At 37.9% G+C, this 17,375-nt stretch carries 19 protein-coding genes and 1 riboswitch; of the genes, 15 read left to right on the top strand and 4 right to left on the bottom strand.

What is annotated here, in order from left to right:
* Positions 1–31: 31 nt before the first annotated feature.
* The 4 genes from ACRDEC_RS14530 to ACRDEC_RS14515 all read left to right on the top strand — a co-directional run bounded on the left by ACRDEC_RS14530 (position 32) and on the right by ACRDEC_RS14515 (position 3,983).
* Positions 32–1,006, top strand: a complete 975-nt coding sequence (locus ACRDEC_RS14530; RefSeq protein ID WP_431499084.1) for a GlxA family transcriptional regulator — start codon at positions 32–34, stop codon at positions 1,004–1,006.
* 834 nt (positions 1,007–1,840) lie between these two features.
* On the top strand, positions 1,841–2,419 hold the full coding sequence (locus tag ACRDEC_RS14525) for a pseudouridine synthase (RefSeq protein ID WP_431499083.1): 579 nt from the start codon (positions 1,841–1,843) through the stop codon (positions 2,417–2,419).
* 13 nt (positions 2,420–2,432) lie between these two features.
* Entirely contained in the window at positions 2,433–2,894 is a 462-nt protein-coding gene (locus ACRDEC_RS14520; RefSeq protein WP_431499082.1) for a tRNA (cytidine(34)-2'-O)-methyltransferase, read from the top strand.
* A gap of 120 nt (positions 2,895–3,014) precedes the next feature.
* Positions 3,015–3,983, top strand: coding sequence for an acyltransferase family protein (locus ACRDEC_RS14515; protein ID WP_431499081.1), 969 nt, complete (start codon positions 3,015–3,017; stop codon positions 3,981–3,983).
* On the opposite strand, the gene ACRDEC_RS14510 is transcribed toward ACRDEC_RS14515, so the two are convergent.
* The 4 genes from ACRDEC_RS14510 to ACRDEC_RS14495 form a co-directional block, all read right to left on the bottom strand.
* A complete protein-coding gene (locus ACRDEC_RS14510; RefSeq protein ID WP_431499080.1) occupies positions 3,984–4,751 on the bottom strand; it encodes a dienelactone hydrolase family protein in 768 nt (255 codons plus the stop codon). It abuts the gene before it with no gap.
* A gap of 63 nt (positions 4,752–4,814) precedes the next feature.
* Positions 4,815–5,600 carry an ABC transporter ATP-binding protein gene (locus ACRDEC_RS14505; protein ID WP_431499079.1) on the bottom strand — a complete coding sequence of 262 codons (786 nt, stop codon included), beginning with the start codon at positions 5,598–5,600 and terminating at the stop codon, positions 4,815–4,817.
* Between the two features lies 1 nt (position 5,601).
* Positions 5,602–6,630, bottom strand: coding sequence for an iron chelate uptake ABC transporter family permease subunit (locus tag ACRDEC_RS14500; protein WP_431499078.1), 1,029 nt, complete (start codon positions 6,628–6,630; stop codon positions 5,602–5,604).
* Between the two features lies 1 nt (position 6,631).
* A complete protein-coding gene (locus ACRDEC_RS14495) occupies positions 6,632–7,771 on the bottom strand; it encodes an ABC transporter substrate-binding protein (RefSeq protein WP_431499077.1) in 1,140 nt (379 codons plus the stop codon).
* A gap of 101 nt (positions 7,772–7,872) precedes the next feature.
* Between ACRDEC_RS14495 and ACRDEC_RS14490 the strand changes: the two genes are divergently transcribed.
* The 11 genes from ACRDEC_RS14490 (at position 7,873) to ACRDEC_RS14440 (ending at position 17,121) form a co-directional block, all read left to right on the top strand.
* Positions 7,873–8,235, top strand: coding sequence for a DUF5522 domain-containing protein (locus ACRDEC_RS14490; RefSeq protein WP_431499076.1), 363 nt, complete (start codon positions 7,873–7,875; stop codon positions 8,233–8,235).
* A 12-nt stretch (positions 8,236–8,247) separates the two neighbouring features.
* Entirely contained in the window at positions 8,248–8,757 is a 510-nt protein-coding gene (locus tag ACRDEC_RS14485) for a bifunctional adenosylcobinamide kinase/adenosylcobinamide-phosphate guanylyltransferase (RefSeq protein WP_431499075.1), read from the top strand.
* A gap of 2 nt (positions 8,758–8,759) precedes the next feature.
* Positions 8,760–9,410, top strand: a complete 651-nt coding sequence (locus tag ACRDEC_RS14480; protein ID WP_431499074.1) for a diphthine--ammonia ligase — start codon at positions 8,760–8,762, stop codon at positions 9,408–9,410.
* A 24-nt stretch (positions 9,411–9,434) separates the two neighbouring features.
* Positions 9,435–11,114: a nicotinate-nucleotide--dimethylbenzimidazole phosphoribosyltransferase gene (gene cobT / locus ACRDEC_RS14475; RefSeq protein WP_431499073.1), complete on the top strand. Its 1,680-nt coding sequence runs from the start codon at positions 9,435–9,437 to the stop codon at positions 11,112–11,114.
* An 8-nt stretch (positions 11,115–11,122) separates the two neighbouring features.
* A complete protein-coding gene (locus tag ACRDEC_RS14470) occupies positions 11,123–11,920 on the top strand; it encodes an adenosylcobinamide-GDP ribazoletransferase (protein WP_431499072.1) in 798 nt (265 codons plus the stop codon).
* The gene (gene cobC / locus ACRDEC_RS14465) at positions 11,905–12,426 is read left to right on the top strand and encodes an alpha-ribazole phosphatase (protein ID WP_431499071.1); all 522 of its coding nucleotides are present in this window, start codon (positions 11,905–11,907) and stop codon (positions 12,424–12,426) included. Before ACRDEC_RS14470 ends, cobC begins: the two co-directional genes overlap by 16 nt.
* A gap of 164 nt (positions 12,427–12,590) precedes the next feature.
* Positions 12,591–12,795: riboswitch (cobalamin riboswitch) on the top strand.
* Positions 12,796–12,878: 83 nt separating this feature from the next.
* On the top strand, positions 12,879–14,783 hold the full coding sequence (locus tag ACRDEC_RS14460) for a TonB-dependent receptor plug domain-containing protein (RefSeq protein WP_431499070.1): 1,905 nt from the start codon (positions 12,879–12,881) through the stop codon (positions 14,781–14,783).
* Positions 14,784–15,038: 255 nt separating this feature from the next.
* Positions 15,039–15,548 carry an RNA polymerase sigma factor gene (locus ACRDEC_RS14455; RefSeq protein ID WP_431499069.1) on the top strand — a complete coding sequence of 170 codons (510 nt, stop codon included), beginning with the start codon at positions 15,039–15,041 and terminating at the stop codon, positions 15,546–15,548.
* Complete coding sequence (locus ACRDEC_RS14450) at positions 15,535–15,984, top strand: hypothetical protein (RefSeq protein WP_431499068.1); 450 nt, start codon at positions 15,535–15,537, stop codon at positions 15,982–15,984. The genes ACRDEC_RS14455 and ACRDEC_RS14450 overlap by 14 nt, the downstream gene beginning before the upstream one ends.
* Before the next feature lie 79 nt (positions 15,985–16,063).
* Positions 16,064–16,585 (top strand): DUF4252 domain-containing protein, encoded by a 522-nt coding sequence (locus ACRDEC_RS14445; RefSeq protein WP_431499067.1) that lies wholly within the window; start codon positions 16,064–16,066, stop codon positions 16,583–16,585.
* 2 nt (positions 16,586–16,587) lie between these two features.
* On the top strand, positions 16,588–17,121 hold the full coding sequence (locus ACRDEC_RS14440; RefSeq protein ID WP_431499066.1) for a DUF4252 domain-containing protein: 534 nt from the start codon (positions 16,588–16,590) through the stop codon (positions 17,119–17,121).
* Positions 17,122–17,375: the final 254 nt, after the last annotated feature.

Here is a 17,375-nt window from a genome sequence, read left to right as displayed (position 1 = left end):
ACTTTACCTATTCGTTTAGAGAATACAGTATATGAAAAATGTAGTTATCCTTGTTCCTGAAAATGCGGTGATGCAGGCTATCGCAGACCCTCAGTATTGCTTTAGTGCAGTGAATCAGTTTTTGGCTGTTTCAGGGAGAAAGCCTTTGTTTAACGTGCAATTGGCAGGGTTAAAAAAAGAGGTTCATCTCAACGAAGGCAAATATTCAGTTCGTCCTGATTTGTTACTTGATGAAACCGAAGAAACCGATTTAATTTTCATTCCTGCTTTGTTTGGTGATATGACCGAAGCCATAGAAGTTAATAAAGGATTCGTACCCTGGATTGTCAGCCAATACCACAAAGGAACTGAAGTTGCCTCACTCTGCGTAGGTGCTTTTTTACTGGCCTCAACCGGTTTGCTTAACGGAAAGAAGTGTTCTACCCATTGGGGTTTTACCAATGAATTTAGAGAAATGTTCCCCGAAGTCAACGTCCAGGACGGCAGTATAGTTACCGAAGAAAACCGGATTTATTCAAGCGGCGGAGCCAATTCGTATTGGAATTTATTACTTCATCTGGTAGAAAAATATACAGACCGCGAAACGGCTATTCTGGCATCCAAGTATTTCGCTATCGACATTGATCGCAACAGTCAATCGGCTTTTTCCATGTTCAAAGGACAAAAAGAACATTCGGATGAGGCGGTTAAAAAAATTCAGGAATATATCGAAAACAATATTGAAGAAAAAATAACGGTAGAAGAATTGGCCGATATAGCGGCAGTAGGACGACGCAGTTTCGAACGAAGATTCAAACTAGCTACAAATAATTCTATTTTGGAATATATCCAGCGTGTCAAAGTGGAAGCCGCCAAACGCAGTTTCGAATCCAGCCGTAAAAATATCAACGAAGTGATGTTTGATGTAGGTTATACAGATACAAAAGCTTTTCGGACCACATTCAAAAAAATTACAGGACTTACCCCTATCGAATACCGCAATAAATACAATAAGATGATAATGTAGAAGAGAAGAAAGAAGTAAAGAAGCATACTTTTCGATATTTTTTGTGCCTTTGATGTAATAATTTATTGCACTTCTGTGAAAATTCATTTCGCTTCTGTAACCGAATATTTCCTTCTGTGATTACCTATTGCACTTCTGTGAAAATTCATTTTCCTTCTGTAATCAAATATTTCCTTCTGTAATTGCCTATTGCACTTCTGTGAAAATTCATTTCGCTTCTGTAATTGAATTTTTCTTTCTGTAATTGTCTATTTCACTTCTGTGAAAATACATTTCGCTTCTGTAATTGAATTTTTCTTTCTGTAATTGCCTATTGCACTTCTGTGAAAATACATTTCGCTTCTGTAACCGAATATTTCCTTCTGTAATTGTCTATTGCACTTCTGTGAAAATTTATTTCTCTTCTGTAATCAAATATTTCCTTCTGTAATTGCCTATTGCACTTCTGTGAAAGTAAATTTTGCTTCTGTAACCGAATATTTTGCTCTGTAATTGTCTATTTCCTTCTTCAAACGAAAGTTTCATCCGAAGAACCAACCGCCCTCATAGCATAATCCGTAGAAAACAACGAAGCATGAAGTGGCAGTGTTCCGCATAGACGAGGAGGTACGACGAGCGGCTCGGGACACAGAGCGCAATGCTGAGGTAGTTTTCAAGATTGTGCTATGTAGGCTTGACTTTTGGTACTTTGTGTCAAGACAAAGTACAAGAAGAACTTTTGCAAAGATCTATCGTATCAGTTTGTTGTCATTTGCGTTGTCTTGCCGGAATGATAAGTTAAACCTAAATAAAAAAGGGAATAGTAATTGCAAAATCAATTCGTATTTTTGTTCAATGAAATCCCACCGCCATTTTATTCTGCATAAGCCACACGGCTACCTAAGCCAGTTTATTTACGAAAAAAAACGTCCAAAGAAGAAATTGGGAGAGCTGTATGATTTCCCGGAAGGGACAATGGCTATAGGACGATTGGATGAAGACTCAGAAGGACTACTGTTACTGACCACTGACGGTATGATGAGCGAAATAGTCCGCAGCAAAACCATCGAAAAAGAATACCTGGCTCAAGTGGATGGCACAATTACCCAAGAAGCCGTCGAACAATTAAAAAAAGGAGTAGAGATTGGATTTAAAGGTATCCGCTACACCACGAAACCTTGCGAATCCCAAATCATAAAGGAACTGCCGGAATGTATTGGTGAAGGGAGAAGAATCAGGGACGAACGTCACGGCGCTACAAGCTGGCTGGCTGTTACACTAACCGAAGGCAAATTCCGTCAAGTCCGAAAAATGACCGCGGCTGTAGGATTTCCAACGTTACGATTAGTGAGAATCCGGGTAGGAGATATACATTTGCATAACCTGAAAGCAGGCGAGGTGCTGGAAGTTACTTCCTTCGAAATAAACGAATAATCAATCAATTACTATGCTTAATATTGTTTTAGTACAACCAGAAATTCCAAATAACACCGGAAATATAGGCCGTTTGTGTGTAGGAACCGGAAACAGATTGCATTTAATCCATCCGTTTGGATTCGAAATCAATGATAAGAACCTTAAGCGTTCTGGACTTGATTATTGGGTACATCTCGATTGGCATCAATACCAGAATCTGGAAGAATGGATAGCCCAAATTCCAGACAAATCGAGGGTGTTTCTAATGAGTTCCCATGCAACAACATCATACTACGATGCACAATTTCAGGACGGAGACTGGCTGGTCTTCGGAAAAGAAAGTGTGGGATTGAGTGCAGAAGTATTAGGTTTATTTGAAAACCATCTGACGATTCCAATGTCATCGCTCATCAGAAGTTATAATATTGCTAATTCGGTAGCTTTTGTAGTAGGTGAGGCCAGAAGGCAAATAGACAGTAACCAAAATTTATAAGGCCACATTATTTTCTTTTGTTGTTTTATTTCCTACTTTCGGATTTATAAAATTTCAAAAGAATTCAATACAGAAGTAACGTATCGAAATAGAGATTTAATTCCGAAAAACAAGTAATTTATGTCTGTCAGGAACAGCAATATAGATGTTTTAAAAATCCTTATGGCCTTTCTGGTCATAGCATTGCATATTTTTCCCGTTGCTAAATTAGAAGGTATTCAAGGCATCATTTCCTACGAAATTGCCAATGGCATTACCCGAATCGCCGTACCTGCATTTTTTATTATTTCAGGTTATTTTCTTCGGAATAAACTGGAAGACAAAATGTATCTGCTCAAATATGCAAAGCGAATTTTGTTATTGTACGTGGTTTGGCAGTTGCTTTATTTACCTGATTTAATCAGACAATATCATTTAGGACGGTTCTCGTTATCTGACGCCATCCTGAAAATGGTTTTCGGGTATTGGCATTTATGGTATTTATTGGCTACAGTTTTGGCCGTTGGGTTGCTTTATTGTACCCGAAACTGGAGCTTAAAAGTAAAATGGATGCTGATTTTCAGTCTGTTATTTCTGGGTTATAGTTTCCAGATTCTCATCCAATCGAATGTACTGAAATCCTTTACGACATTAACAGCGGTTTACTTCTATATGGGAACAACACGGAACTTCTTGTTTTTTGCCTTTCCGGCGATGCTTATTGGAGTTTTGTACGAACAATGGAAAATCCTAGCGGCAAAAACAAGCTGGATGTTGCTGCCTCTTTTTATCGGATTGCTTATAGAAACGTATTGCTATTTTATTTTTAAAGTGAAAGCATTGGACTTTTTAGTATTGCTGATTCCTTTTTGTATGATTTTATTTTACACCGTTAATGAATCGGAAGCCCTACTTAATGTAAAAGTCAATTCTGGTTTATCCCTGGGAATTTATCTTTGTCATCCCTATTGTATTCGGTTGGTATACGAGTTTTTACCTCAAAAAACATTTGAATTTGTTGTGCTTAAATACTTTTTAATAAGTGTCTTAGCTGTGCTTTTCTGGTGGATTATCGAAAAAATAAACAGAAAATTCCCTTGGTTTTTGTAATTATTCGGCAAAGATTTCTTTAAAAAAATCCAGCATTGCCTGCCAGGAGCGTTTGGCTGCTTTTTCATTATAAGCGGTTCCTTTACTTTTGTCGCTTCCAGCATCCTTATGCGTAAATGCGTGTACAGCATCGGCATAATATACCATTTGCCAATCGGCTTTTGCAGTTCGCATTTCGTCCTGAAAAGCTTTGATTTCTGCTTCTGAAATATAAAAATCATCAGCACCATGCAATACAAGGACTTTTGGTTTTATCGGTTCAATTGTACGGGAAGCCTCTCTGCTTAAACCGCCATGAAATGATACAACTCCGTTTACTTTAAAGTTGGCTCTGGCAGCTTCAATGGCTCCGCTTCCTCCAAAACAATAACCAATAATAGCAATTTTATCAGGATTGGCACCCGCTTTAATTAATTGGTCAAGAGCTAATTGGATTCTCTTTTGGTAATCTGCATAATTGGTTTTAAAATACCCGGCTAATTGTCCTGCTTCTTTTGCATTGGCTGGTCGTTTATCCACACCATAGATGTCAGCTACAAAAGTGATGTAACCGAGTTTAGCAAGATTTACAGCATTTTCCCGAGCATTGGTTTCAATTCCCATCCAAGCCGGCAGAATTAAAACTCCGGATTTTTGCGTATTTATTTTGGAAGGACTCGCTAATAAACCTTCCAGTTTCTGATTTCCGTCTGAATATGAAATTGGTTTTAATTGTGCTTGGGCAACAAACCCTATTGCCAATAAAATTGTTGTGATGCGCATTTTCATAAAATTAGGTTTTGATTTATAAAATTAATGCATTAATGCCACAAAAACGGAAATGAACAATAATTATTTGAAAAGAAACTTCCCTTTTTGGTTGTCAAAAACAATATTTTCATCCTGAAATAAAGAATTAAAAACACCTTTTTCAATTAAATTGCAAGGTTGGTCCTGCACAACTTCATCTTTGGTCATGACTACCATTTCATCACTTAATTGAATGGCCAAATCAATATCATGCGTCGAAAACAGGATGCATTTGCCGGTTCCTTCAGTTAGTTTCTTGAGTAATTTGAAGAGAGAAACTTTATGTAGCAAATCCAGATGTGTGGTCGGTTCGTCAAGAATAATAAGAGGAGTGTCTTGTGCCAAAGCTCTTGCTATTAAAACTTTCTGTAATTGTCCGTCACTTATTTCATGGTGTTTTTTTTCTGAAAGATGCTCAATTTCTGTAAGCTGGATGGCATGAATCACTTTTTCGATATCCAAAGGAGATAATTTTCCAATCCAGTTCGTATAAGGCTGTCTTCCCAAAGCGACCAATTCAAAAACAGATAAATTGCTTGGCGGCAGTTTTTCGGTTAAAACCATGCTCAAATTTTGAGCTAAATCTGATGCAGAATAGGTTTGGATGTTTTTATCATTCAGGAATACTTCGCCCAGGAGGGGTTTTTGCAAGCCTGTCAACGTTCGTAAAAGAGTTGATTTTCCTATGCCATTGGCACCGATTAAAGTGATAAGTTTGCCTTCCTGGAAATTAAAATCAAGGTTTTCAGCAACAGTCACCGCCGATTTTTTGGTTTTGTAGCCAATGGTCAAGTTGTATGTGGATATTATATTTTTGGAATCGCCCATCTTACCTGTAATTTCGTTTTCGGATTAAAAGCCAGATGACAACCGGAGCACCAATGATAGAAGTAATTGCGTTTATTGGCAAAGTAACACTGGTTCCCGGCATTTGTGAAATAACATCACAAAGCAACATGATAGAAGCCCCGATGAGTAATGTACTCCAATATAAAATGAAGTGGTTACTGGTCTGGAATAATAATTTTGCCATATGCGGAACTGCCAAACCAACAAAGGCAATTGGGCCGGCAAATGCCGTGATACTTCCTGCTAAAATACTGGTCGCAAAAATGATGATAAAACGTGCTTTCCTGAAGTTTATACCAAGGCTTTTTGCATAATTTTCCCCTAAAAGCAAAGCATTTAAAGGTTTAATGCTGAATACGCCCATTATCAACCCTAGTCCTACAGCAACCGTTAATATTACTATAGACGTCCAGGACAGATTTCCTAAATTGCCTAACGACCAAAAGGTGAATTTCTGCAATTGTTCAGCCGAACTGAAATAGGTCAGAACACCTACTACGGCACTGGTAAAGCTTCCAAACATTAGACCTACAATTAATATGGCCATCGTATCTTTTAGCCGTTGCGAAACGATTAAAACCATCAGCAGGACAAAAAAACCGCCTAAAGTGGATGCAATTACAATCCCATAAGAAGATAATAATACAATGCTCAAAAAGGGCGGCAAAAAAGAAGATCCCAGAATTACAAAGGCAACACCTAGACTTGACCCAGAACTTAAGCCTAAAACATAAGGGCCTGCTAATGGATTTCGGAACAATGTTTGCATTAATAGTCCGCTGATAGATAGTCCCATTCCGGCTAAAACAGCAGTGATTGCTTTAGGTAACCTATAATTGACAATGATATATTCCCAAGTTTGTTTGGATACTTCTCCACCTGTCAAGCTATGGAAAACATCTTTAAAAGGAATGGTCACAGATCCTAGGCTAATGTTGATGAAAAACAAAAGTAGAACACCTAAAAAGAGCGTCAGGAAAAGGACCTTATTTCGGTTGCTGTTTGGCAATTTAATTCAGTTTTTGGGCAAAAGTTAATTTGTAATCAGGCAAAAGTTCCGGATGAAAGATTTTAATGTAGTCTTTCAATACCAAATCAGGACGGCTTGGCCCCAATTCATAATATACTGTCCCACCGGTTGCTCCTAGTTTTGATTCAAAAGTATAGACATTTTTCTTTTTAAAGGCATCAAATTGGTTGTAATGGGGATTGCTCTTCTCTAATTCGGTTAGTGATTGGTAAGATCCAGCTGCTATCCAGCATCCGGCGTTTTTGGCCTTGTCCAGAATGTCTTCAAAAGAAAGCCCTAAACTACCTGTTCCTTGTACTTCTTTCCAAAGATAATCTGATTTGGCGTCTCTAAGAAATTGGGCAACCCAACTGTTTCCTTTTGCCACAAACCACTGGTCTTGATACATAGATCCATAAAGGACAGACGTTTCAGCTTTACAGTTTTTAACAGACAGCAAAGTATTTTTGTAATCTTTTACAATGTTGTCAAAGAGCATTTTTGCTTCTTTCTCTTTGCCGAAAAGTGCCCCGTAGAGTTTGATCCATTCTGCTTTTCCAAGTGGTGATTGCTCCATCCAATCTCCCTGAATCATCACTTTTAATCCGCTTTTCTGCAAATTGTCAATCATCGGGTTGTTGTTGTCTACACCAAAAGTTACGATAAGTTCCGGTGCAATATCAATTAATTGCTCCATATTTAGCTTTTCATTTTGGCCAACATTCTTAACCAATCCCTTGTCGATCAGCTTTCGTGTTTTTTCAGAAGAAATATAATCAGTATGCGGGAATCCTGTTAATTTATTCTCCACTCCGAGCATTTCCAAAAAAGGGATATTTGTTGTTGAAGTAACCACAACAGATTGTAAAGGAACCGAAATAGCAGTGTATTTTGACAAACTATCTGGAACCGAGCTGTTTTTTTCTTTTAAAATATAGGTGAAATCTTTTTCAGCATTGGGCCAGGCATTACTTACTTTGACAACGGTATAACCATCATAAGCGTATAAGGATAAACCGCTCGCATATTCAATAGCATTTTGTTTTGCAATCGTTTTAGATACAGCTGTTTCATTTTTTCTGCAGCCTGCAAATACAATAAGAAGAGTATAAAGAATGGTTTTATAAAAGAAGGTTTTCATCGGTGTAAATTTTCAACAGGAGCAAAGGTAGCAGAATTTTAGAAAATTTCTTACTTCTTTTATTGCTTCCTAAAAATGGGAAATACTACTATCTTTACGCAATGAATGTCATAAAAGTTAAAAGCTGTTCTACTTGTGGGAGTGCATTTGATTGCGGTGATACTTTGGAAGGTAAAAAATGCTGGTGCAATGATTTTCCGCCTATTTTCGCCCCGACAGATGTCATCGATTGCCTTTGCCCAAAGTGTTTTAAAAATGCCTGTGAAGTAAAAATTGATGAATATGTAACCACTATTTCGCCGGAAACAGCGCTGAAGAATAAAGCCAAAGACCTTCCAAAGACCACCAATCTTGTAGAAGGAATTGATTATTATATCGAGAACGGGAACTATGTTTTCAAGTCCTGGTATCATCTAAAAAGAGGATTTTGTTGTAAAAATGGGTGCAGGCATTGCCCGTATTAATAAAGTAAAATAATGATTTATTTAATTACAGGAGGTGAGCGCTCCGGGAAAAGCAGTTATGCTCAGGATTTAGCCATGGAACTTTCCGAAAACCCGATGTATGTGGCAACAGCACGGAAATGGGATGGAGATTTCCAAAAAAGAATTGACCGCCATCAAAAAGAAAGAGACGCAAGATGGATCAATATTGAAAAAGAAAAGCAGGTAAGCGAAATTAATTTTTCAGGAAAAGTGGCTATCATAGATTGCGTGACGCTTTGGCTGACAAATTTTTTTGTAGATACTGAATATGATGTTGCATTATGTCTAGAACAGGCTAAAACAGAATTTGAAGCAGTTGCCAGCCAAGATGACGCCACCATTATCATCATTACAAACGAAATAGGGATGGGTGTTCATGCGGAAACACATATGGGCCGAAAGTTTACCGAATTGCAAGGATGGATGAATCAATACTTGGCTAAAAAAGCCAATAAGGTTGTACTGATGGTTTCGGGTATTCCAGTAACAATTAAAGGCTAAACATGGATTTTGTAACTTCTTGGAGTGGCGGAAAAGATTCCTGCTATGCGATGATGAAGGCTGTCGAAGAAGGCTTTGTCCCAAAAGTTTTGCTCAATATGATGAATGAAAATGGCAAAATATCACGATCGCATGGTTTGCCATTAACCCTTTTGCAGCAGCAAGCCCAAAAAATGCAATTGCCCCTAGAAGCCGTTCCTGCCACATGGAATGATTACGAAGCGCATTTCATTCAGACCTTAAAAAACCTGAAAATTAAGTTTAGTTTGGATGCAGCAGTCTTTGGTGATATTGATTTACAACCACACAAAGATTGGGAAGATAAAGTTTGTGCCGCTGCTTCTCTGCAGTCTATTTTACCTTTATGGCAACAGGACCGGATTGTTTTGGTCAACCAAATGATGGAAAACGGGATAGAAACTATGATTGTTTCTTGTAATACTCAAATGGGAGAATCGTATTTAGGGAAAATAATGACAAAAACATTGGCTTTAGAATTGGAAGAAAAAGGGATTGATCCTTGTGGCGAAAATGGAGAATTCCATACTTTGGTCATCAATTGCCCGTTATTTTCTTCTGCGCTCGAATTGCCTAAGTTTACAGCCAAAACATATAATGAGTACTGTTTTATAGTTTGGGAAGATGCCCAATAACCTTTATTAGGATGCAATAATTATATGAGTTATTTAGATGATATATTACGATCCCGCCGGGATACGCGCCATTTCACAAAGGATGCTGTTCCGGATGCTGTTATCGAAAAAGCACTGCAAGCAGGGCATATGGCTCCCTCTGTAGGTTTAACAGATGCCACACGGTATTACCTAATCCAATCGGATGAAATCAAAAAAGCAGTCAAGCAGTTATTTGTCGATTACGACAGAAAAGCTGCAGGGCAAACAGACAATCCTGATCAAAAGGAAAAATACTTAAGCTTGAAATTGGAAGCCATTGAAGATGCACCGCTCGGACTGGTCATTTGCTACGACCGTTCCGTACTCAATAATTTTACCATTGGAACGGTGGGAAGTAACGAATCGATTAAATTCAGTGCCGTCTGTGCTGCGCAAAATATCTGGCTGTCCCTTACGGAACAAGGATATTCCATGGGATGGGTTTCAATTTTGAATTATTTTGATTTTAAAAAATTATTAGGTTTTCCCGAAAATATAGAGCCTTTGGGCTATTTCTGTATCGGAAAACCGGCCTCTGATTATGATAACCAGCCCATGCTGCAGCAACTGAATTGGAAACAGAAAGCCAGTAATCCATGGGTTGCTACAATCGATGGTTTTTCTGCGGAAGCGATTTCAGAATATGACTTTACGACCCGTAATTTTATTTCCAAAGAAGAAAAAATCAGTGAAGCATTACAATATAAAATAGATCACAAAACAAAACCAACAGGTGCTTTGGGAGTCCTGGAACCTTTGGCAAAACAAATCGGGATGCTGTTCCAAACGTTACACCCCAGAATTATACAACCTAATATTATTGTTTTTGCCGCCGACCATGGAATTGCACAACACGGGGTAAGTGCTTATCCGCAAGATGTAACCCGGCAAATGGTTACTAATTTTCTTGAAGGTGGTGCAGCCATCAATGTATTCTGCAAACAAAATAATATCCGGCTTTCCATTGTAGATGCGGGTGTCAATTATGATTTTCCGCCCAATGCCCATTTAATTTCTGCAAAAGCAGCCAAAGGAACTCAATCGTTTCTAACAGGGCCGGCCATGAGCAAAAGCCAGCTCGAGCTTTGTTTTTCCAAAGGAACTGAAGTCGTAGCGGCCATAGCCAAAACAGGAAGCAATTGCGTAGGCTTCGGCGAAATGGGAATTGGCAATACATCGACAGCTTCTGTTTTGATGAGTGTTTTGTGCGGATTTCCTATTGAAGATTGTGTTGGAAAAGGAACAGGAGTCAATGATGAAAAATTGCAGTTCAAAAAAGAAATTTTACAAAAAGCGATTGCTGATTATAATGGAGAAGAAGATCTAGATAGCAAATTAGCCTATTTTGGAGGATTCGAAATTATCCAGATGGCTGCCGGAATGCTGGAAGGGTATCATAACAACATGCTTATTCTCGTCGATGGATTCATAGGAACTGTGGCCTATCTGATTGCTTTTATGAAAAATCCTGCCCTAAAAAACAATGCCGTTTTTAGTCATTGTTCTGCAGAACAAGCACATCAAAAACTGCTCGATTATCTTGGAGCCAAGGCAATCCTGCAATTGGATCTGCGTTTGGGCGAAGGAACGGGCTGTGCCATTGTGTTTCCTATTATCCAGTCTGCTTTGGTATTTTTAAATGAAATGGCAAGCTTTGAAAGTGCCGGCGTCAGCAACAAATAAAATTCGAAATGAAAAGAGAACTCCATATATTTTTTACCGCACTGATGTTTTACACCCGGATTCCTTGTCCTGCAAACATTGGGCATGATCCTGAATACCTAAACAAAGCTTCCCGTTATTTTCCTATCATCGGATGGATTGTGGGCAGTGCCGCATTTATTGCCTATTGTATTTTTAATTATGTAATAGCTCCCGAAATTGCAGTTGTGTTTTCCGTCATTGTTTCTATATTGGTCACCGGGGCTTTTCATGAAGATGGCTTTGCTGATGTCTGTGATGGTTTTGGTGGAGGCTGGACAAAGGAAAAAATCCTAATGATAATGAAAGACAGCGCGATAGGAGCTTATGGAGCCATAGGCGTGGTATTACTTTTAGTAGTAAAACTTTTGGCGATTTATCTTCTTTTTAAAAGTATCGAAATCCCAAACCTGAACAACTATTTTACAGATTTTTTATTGTTGGTCACAGCTCATTCTGTAAGCCGACTCTCTGCCATTTCAATAGTATTCACGCACGAATATGCCAGAGAAGATGCGACCAGCAAAAGCAAACCGATTGCTCAAAATTACACATGGAAGGAAGTTTTGGGTTCTGCTTTTTTCGGTCTGTTGCCGCTAGTGGTTTTGTCTTATTTCCAATGGCAATTACTGTTCGTTCTGATTCCGGTTTTCATTACCCGTTTTTTTCTGGCCCGTTATTTCCAAAAATGGATTGGCGGATATACTGGCGATTGTCTTGGTGCGACCCAGCAGGTTTGCGAAGTAGTATGGTATCTATCTGTGATTGCGTTATGGAAATTTATCTAGTCCGCCATACCGAAACCAGCTGCGAAAAAGGAGTTTGCTACGGCCAGTCTGATGTTGGCCTGCAAGAAAACTACCTGTCCCAGTTTGATACTGTAAAAGCACAGCTTCCGCCTCATGCGATATACTATTCCAGCCCATTGCAACGCTGCACTCTTTTAGCAGATCATATATCGGAATCCAATTATAAAACAGATCTCCGGTTGATGGAAATGCATTTTGGAGACTGGGAACTTCAACCTTGGGATGCCATTGCCCCAGAAGTATTGACCCCTTGGATGCAGGACTTTGTTAATGTCGCTGTACCCAACGGCGAATCCTTTATAGCCTTGCACCACAGAGTCCTTGATTTTATGAAAACAGAACTTCAGGCTAACAATACCAGCCCCATTGTCATTGTCACCCATGCAGGCGTTATAAGGAGCATGCTGTGTCAAATGACAAATCTTCCCTTAAAAGATGCTTTTACCAATAAAGTAGAATTCGGACAAGTTATAAAACTGTGCTGATGTAATTCGCTATTTCCTTTTTATCCGAATCAGAAAAAGCAAAACACTATATAACAACGGAAAATACTTACGATTTTTGTGGCTAAATAAAAGAACTGCTGTTTATTTCTTAAATAAAGAATCTAATTAAATCTAAATTTTGCATAATTTATAATTATGCACGTATATTTGCACCCGCATTGAGGTTGTGATTTTTGCTTTTTTTGCAAAACACATTAAAAGGGAATTAGGTTCAAAACCTAAGCTGTACCCGCAACTGTAAGCTATGAAGCTTGTTGTTATCTACAAACCACTGTTCCGCTTAAAACGGGATGGGAAGGTAAACAACAAGACGCAAGCCAGGAGACCTGCCCAACGCAATCAGAGTATCAAACTTTCGGGAAAAAAGGTTTGGGTATGGGTAAATTCTATGCTTTTCTCCCCTTTTTAGTATTAAAAATGTTGTATTAAAAATGAACAAAAAAATTACTGTTGTAGGTGCTTTTCTATTGGCATCCATTGGTGTGTTTGCGCAAGAAAACGATTCCATCAACAAATTAAATGAAGTAGTGATTTCCGATTCAAAATTTGCTTTGCCAAAGGAAAAATCAGGAAAGGTGATTGTTAAGATTTCTGCAGAAGAATTGCAAAAAAGAAAAGGACAGTCTGTAGCTTCAGTCTTAAGTACTGTGGCGGGAGTTGAAATCAACGGAAACCAAAGCCGTAACGGGAAAGATTTAGGTCTTTATCTTCGTGGCGGTAGAAACCATCAGGTATTAATCCTGATTGACGGAGTTCCGGTAACTGATGCTTCTGGTATCAACCTTTCGTATGATTTGCGTTTATTGCCTGTAGATCAAATCGAAAGTATCGAGGTTATGAAAGGCGCTTCCAGTACTTTATATGGTACAGGAGCCGCAACAGGAGTTATCAATATTACATTGAAAAAAGCCGGAAAGAAAGATATTGCAGGGAATGCCTACATGAATATTGGTAGTATGGAAACTACCGAAAAAACCAATAATTACGAGCCGCAAGAGTTTAACCAAGGCTTTGGTGTAAACGGTACGATTAATAAATTTAATTATTTTGCCACCTTAAACAACACTGAATCTACAGGTATTTCAGAAGCAAAAGGAGATAATTTTGAGGCAGACAATTTTTCAAGAGTCAATGCCATGGTGAAATTTGGTGTAAAAGCTACCAAAAAACTCTCACTGGATTTTTCAGCGAATTATGACCGTATGAAAAATGATTTTGATGGCGGTTCTTTCTCGGATGATTTGGAGAATTATTTGCTTTCAGAACAATACAGAGTCGGCTTTTCCCCAAAATACAAATACAACAAAGGCGAATTTGTCATGAATTCATCGGCCAATGTCATTAGCAGGGATTTTTTCAGCTATGGTTCGCTAACCAATTACAAATCAAGAAGCATCAACACTGATGTGTTCAATAAATACCAGATTACTTCGGAAGTATTTATCGTAACTGGGGCACAATTCCAGTTTCATGAAATGTCAAACGAAAGCCAATACACTACTATTCAAAAAGAGTTGGCTAAATTCAATATGATCGATCCGTATTTGACCGCAGTCTATAATTCTGATTTTGGATTGAATCTTAACGTAGGTGCTCGTTACAATATGCACAGCAAATATGGTAACAATTTGGTTTATAACGTAAATCCATCGTATAAATTCGAGAACCTTCCGTTAAAATTATTAGCGTCTTACAGCACGGCCTTTGTTTCTCCAAGTTTGTACCAATTGTATTCTCCATACGGCGATTTAGAACTGACTCCAGAAAAAGATGCTACTATAGAAGCGGGTTTCGAAACTAATTTATTGTCTGAAAAATTAACAATTTCTGCCGTTGCTTTCCAGAGAGAAGAAAAAGAAGCGATCGGTTTTGATTTAATGACCTATAAATATTTTAATGTTACCGGGCTTAATAATGCCAAAGGTTTGGAAACAGCGCTTTCTTACCAATTAAGCAAAAGCATTAAGTTTGACGCAAACTATACTTTTACAGAGCTTGCAAAACAGTCAAGAATTTTAAATCCTAAACACAAAGCAAATGCTTCTGTTGATGTTCAGGCAACCGAACGTTTGGGATTCAATGTAGCCTACCAGTTTGTTTCTGACCGTCCTTTCGAATATACAGTATATCTTCCGCCAACATTCGATCCAGTAGTAATGAGTGAGACTTTGAAGGATTATCAATTGGTCAATGCCAATATCCGTTATGATTTAATTAAAAACAGATTGCATGTTTTTGCTGCTGCAGACAATATCTTGAATAAGGATTTTGTGGAAACTAGAGGTTTCAGCACCAGAGGCAGGAATTTCAAAATTGGATTTAATTTTTTGTTCTAGCATAATTTAGTTGATTTTTAGAATCCCGTTCCGATGCAAGTCAGGACGGGATTTTATGTTTTAAAAACCTTGTTGTTCCCTGCTGGTTTTTCCAATACGATACAACTGTTTTTTGCTTTGCCTGTTTTTAGGATAAAAAAATAAGATATCTATATGCTTGAATGTGAAAAATATATAGGTATCTTATTTAAATTTGAACTGGCACTGTAACAAAAAATAAAGTCGCTCGTCTTGATTATATAACCAACCATTACAATGAACCAATTAGAATTTGTAAATAGCATAAAACCATTTAAGGACAAAGTATTCAGGTTGGCCAAAAGGTTATTGGTAAGTACGGAAGAAGCGGAAGATGCTACACAGGAAGTATTGGTGAAGCTTTGGAACAAAAATGATGTTTTGGAAAAATTTGGAAGTCTTGAAGCGTATGCGATGACCATAACCAAGAACTATTGTTTGGATCAATTGAAGTCAAAAAGAGCGTCAAACCTGCAAATTGTGCATAATAATTATGCTGAAAAAGAAGCTGGATTGCAACAAAAAATAGAAGATAGTGATTCTTGGTATTGGGTAGAAAAATGGATCAACGATTTGCCCGAACAGCAAAAATTAATTATCCAGATGCGGGATATCGAACAATATGAGTTTGGAGAAATGGCCAAAATACTAGACATGAATGAAACCGCTATAAGAGTTGCCCTTTCCAGAGCCAGAAAAACGATACGAGAAAAAATGACAAATACCCATAATTATGGAATTAGATAAAATGGAAATACTAATCGAAAAATACTTTCAGGGAGAAACCTCGATTGCTGAAGAAAAGGAGTTGCGCAGCTACTTTTCATCTCAGGATGTGGCGCCACATTTAGAGCAATACAAAGCAATGTTTGGTTACTTTACCGAAGCAAAAAAACAAGAATTTGCACAGGAGATTCCACATCACACTAAAAAACGAAAAGTTTGGTGGTTGTCTGTTGCTGCATCCGTTGTGGTTTTGTTTGGAATGGTTACTTTTTTTGTAATAAATACCAATCAGGCTGTAACCCAAGAAGACTTGGGAACCTACGATGACCCGGAAAAAGCATTGCAGGAAACACAGAAAGCATTGGCGTTATTATCAGCAAATGTAAACATTGGCATGGAAAGTGTAATGTATGTCCAAGAATACGACGCCGCCAAAAGCAAAGTCTTCAAAAAATAAAGAAGAACAGGAGGTTTCGGGACTTCTTCCAATAAAAGAAGTCAAAAACAAATCAATTTAATTTTAAAAATCAACAATCATGAAACGAATAATCATTTTAGCTGTATTTATCTTATTGCCATTTTTCAGTCAGGCTCAAACCACATTTGACAAGTTTGATGGCGATCCGAATGTAACGACTGTAATTGTAAACAAGAAAATGTTTGAATTAATGAGTAAAGTAAAAATGGATGCTACCGATAAGGACACGCAAACCTATATGAACTTGCTTAAAAAACTGGATAACTTAAGAGTATTTACCACGAGTAATTCCAAACCGGCTTCCGAGATGAAAGCTGCGGTGCTCAATTATTTGAAATCCAATCCATTGGAAGAGTTGATGAGAGTCAATGACGGAGGCAAAAACGTAAAAATATACGTGAAATCAGGCGCAACAAGCAGTCAGGTAAAAGAACTGCTGATGTTTATCGAAGGAAACGGAAAAGGCAATGAAACCGTATTGTTGTCCTTAACAGGAAACTTCGATTTGGATGAAATTTCGGCTTTGACCGAGAAAATGAAACTGCCAGGCGGCAATGAACTTAAAAAAGTGTCCAAATAATCATGAAACGCATCTTATACATCGGAATGGCAGCGGCATTGTTTTTAACAAGTTGCGACCAAAAGCCAAGTTTGCAGAAGTACTTTGTGGAAAATACCGAAAACAAAGATTTTATTGCACTCGATTTAACCCCGAAAATGCTCAATATCAAAGAAGAGAAACTAAGTGTGTCCCAAAAAGAAGCGCTGGCCTCCTTCGAGAAGATAAACATTTTAGGCTTTAAAGTAAACGATAAGAATAAAGCAGAATTCAAAACCGAAAGAGACAAGGTGACAGCGATTTTAAAAGATCAAAAGTACCAGCAATTGATGAAATTCGGCTCGGGAAAAGGCGGAGCTCAAATAAGTTTTGTTGGCGAAGACGAGCACATTGAAGAGTTTGTTATTTTCGGAAACAAAGAAGAAAACGGGTTTGCAGTCGTGCGGGTAATCGGGAAAGATATGAATCCGACCTATATCATGGAAATGATGAATGTAATCCAAAAATCAGACATCAATATGGAACAGCTGAAGCCCTTACAGGATTTGCTGAAGTAATTGAACAGGTTAATTATAAAGTGAAAAGCCCTTCTGGATTCCGGAAGGGCTTTTTTATTGTTATGGGTAAAAACACAAAAAAGACACTTCAAACAAAACATAAAGTGTTATTTTAATAGTTCACCTCTGCTTTCCTTTGAATAAATTTAGTTTTTTATCAAATACAAAGGAAAATCTTAAAACACCATTTCATTTTTCAAATCAATCAGTTTATAAAACACAGGAATAGTTAAGTTATTTAATGCAAATCCGCC

It is taken from the genome of Flavobacterium sp. (assembly GCF_050696275.1).
GTDB lineage: Bacteria > Bacteroidota > Bacteroidia > Flavobacteriales > Flavobacteriaceae > Flavobacterium.
Note: the sequence above shows the minus strand (reverse complement) of the source record. Positions and strands in the feature narration are given on the sequence as shown.